Annotated in this window: 1 protein-coding gene and 1 pseudogene; both read left to right on the top strand. The window is 39.7% G+C overall.

Features of this window, described 5'->3' with window-relative positions; translation table 11 throughout:
- A pseudogene (locus tag L1264_RS21330) lies at positions 1–506 on the top strand (hypothetical protein); the annotation flags it as partial.
- A gap of 87 nt (positions 507–593) precedes the next feature.
- Positions 594–1761, top strand: a 1168-nt coding sequence (locus tag L1264_RS21325) for a hypothetical protein (protein WP_235404642.1), incomplete at its 3' end; no start/stop codon positions are given.

The raw sequence follows: 1761 nt of genomic DNA, 5'->3' as shown, positions 1-1761 counted from the left end.
TGCCATTTGCTATATATGCACCTATGTTTATTGTCGGTTTTTATATGCTGAAACACCGCGCCATATTAGCACACCGAGATAATTTTTACTTTAATCGCCATACCGGCCTTGTAAAAACTCCGCATACATTGTTTAGAAAACCGTTTTATTTACCTTATGAAGACATTGTTTGCTATGGCGCAAATCAGCGTAATGTCGGCTCAGCCCGTGGTGGTTCACGTGTATTTGTATCACTTATGGTGCCGTTAAAATACCCTAAACATTATCGCTTCACTAAGCCTACTTTTTATGTAGGTGGTTCAAATCGTCAGTGGGATTCACTGGCATACGCCACAGCCATGACCTTTATGGATACATCCATCCCGCTTGGTACTCACTTATATCAATCGATAGAGCATTACTTCAAAATTGATAAAGACATAACCGAAAAACACGGATTCCCTGAGGAGCTTAAACCTTATTTAGATCCAGTAGATTGCCAAGTGAATAGAGAAGCCGTGTGGTAGTGAACTTTATTAAAGAAAAGAGCAGTGGGTGTTTGAGGCTTAAGAAGTTTAAAGTGGAATGGTTAAAAACAAGGAATGTAGAGAGCAATGACAATGAGTAGTGATGATAAAGGCTCTGTAAAATCAAGCAAACTGGATGATTTAATTGATAATCTCATTAGTGATGAGGATCTTAAACGCTATATTGCTGAACAAAACGACGGTTTAACTCATGAAGAACGAGAAAAAATTAAAAGAGAAAACCGTATTAACGCAATTAACCAATGGTGCGCCGAAAACCCTGGCAGAGACCCAACAAGAGCAAAAGATAAAACCATTAAACAGCTCGCCTTAGATGAAGAAGATGTGGTGCGATTAGAAGAATTTAGAAGAGATAATCCTGAAAAAGCTGCAGAAAGTAGGAGGAGAGCCGAGAACAGTAGTAAATATTTTGATGATAGACAAACCTATACAGAGCAACTACCAAGAGACTATTTACATCAAGACAGTTATGAAACACGGTTAAAAAAAGTAGAAGCACTCAATGGCTGCCGCTTCAAAACTCGTACCTTTAAAAGTAAGCGTTTTACTGATCAATATGCAGCAGAGCTTGAATCCCCTAATCGTGGCTCAACACTTGAGGGACATTGGGTTCGCAATGATGGGCAACAACTTGCTATTTCATGGTTTGGAGGGTGGTCTAACTTATTTACTGCTCTAAGCTTCTTGCTAATGGTCGCAGCCGTAATGTTTTTATTCGCTGATTTAGTTGTTATTGGTTTTGTGTGGGGAGACTATCGATGGGTGCCATTTGCTATATACGCACCTATGTTTATTGTCGGTTTTTACATGCATAAACACCGCGCTATATTATCGCACCGAGATAAGTTTTACTTTAATCGCCATACCGGCCTTGTAAAAACTCCACATACCTTGTTTAGCAAACCGTTTTATTTACCTTACGAAGACATTGTTTGCTATGGTGCAAATGAGCGTAATGTCGGTTCAGCCCGCGGTGGCTCACGTGTATTTGTATCACTCATGGTGCCGTTAAAATACCCTAAACATTATCGCTTCACTAAGCCAACATTTTATGTAGGTGGTTTTAACCGTCAGTGGGATTCACTGGCATACGCCACAGCCATGACCTTTATGGATACATCCATCCCGCTTGGTACTCACTTATATCAATCGATAGAGCATTACTTCAAAATTGATAAAGATATAACCGAAAAACACGGATTCCCTGAGGAGCTAAAACCTTATTTAGATCCAG

It is taken from the genome of Pseudoalteromonas sp. APAL1, from assembly GCF_021532475.1.
Lineage (GTDB): Bacteria > Pseudomonadota > Gammaproteobacteria > Enterobacterales > Alteromonadaceae > Pseudoalteromonas > Pseudoalteromonas lipolytica_C.
The sequence above is the reverse complement of the archived record's forward strand: the minus strand, read 5'-3'. Positions and strand labels throughout refer to the sequence as shown.